The sequence below is a fragment of the Mycobacterium sp. DHQP2018-32-09 genome (genome assembly GCF_058148405.1).
The window spans coordinates 1-420 of record NZ_JBYVYK010000168.1; the positions used below are offsets into that span (position 1 = coordinate 1).

Here is a 420-nt window from a genome sequence, read left to right on the forward strand (position 1 = left end):
AGTTTTAATAACTTCAAGACCATTATCTTTTAGTGCGTTAATCAAACTTTCATGCACCATTTGTACACCTTTTTGAAGAGATTTAAAAGTCTCATCATCACCTTCAATTTGAAGTGCACGTTCTATATTGTCTATTGCTGGTAAAATATCTGTTAACACACGTTGTGCTTGATATGTTTTATTTATTTCATTTTCTTTTTGAATTCTACGCTTATAATTTTCAAACTCAGCGTAGAGCCTTAAATATTTCTCTTCGTTTTCATCTGCTAATTGTTGAAGTTCATTAATTTTTTGATCTTTTGGATCTATTTCTTCAATAACATTCTCGTCAGACGTTTCTTCTATTGCTTCATCTTGTAAATGACCTTTACTTTCTTCAGCTTGTTCAACTGAATCATCAATATTTTGTTTGACGTTTGT

1 protein-coding gene is annotated in these 420 nt (G+C 30.2%); it reads right to left on the bottom strand.

Annotated features, from left to right (window positions below; all coding sequences use genetic code 11):
- On the bottom strand, positions 1–420 hold a 420-nt coding region (grpE, locus tag AC30CM_RS27190; RefSeq protein ID WP_490120005.1), incomplete at both ends, for a nucleotide exchange factor GrpE.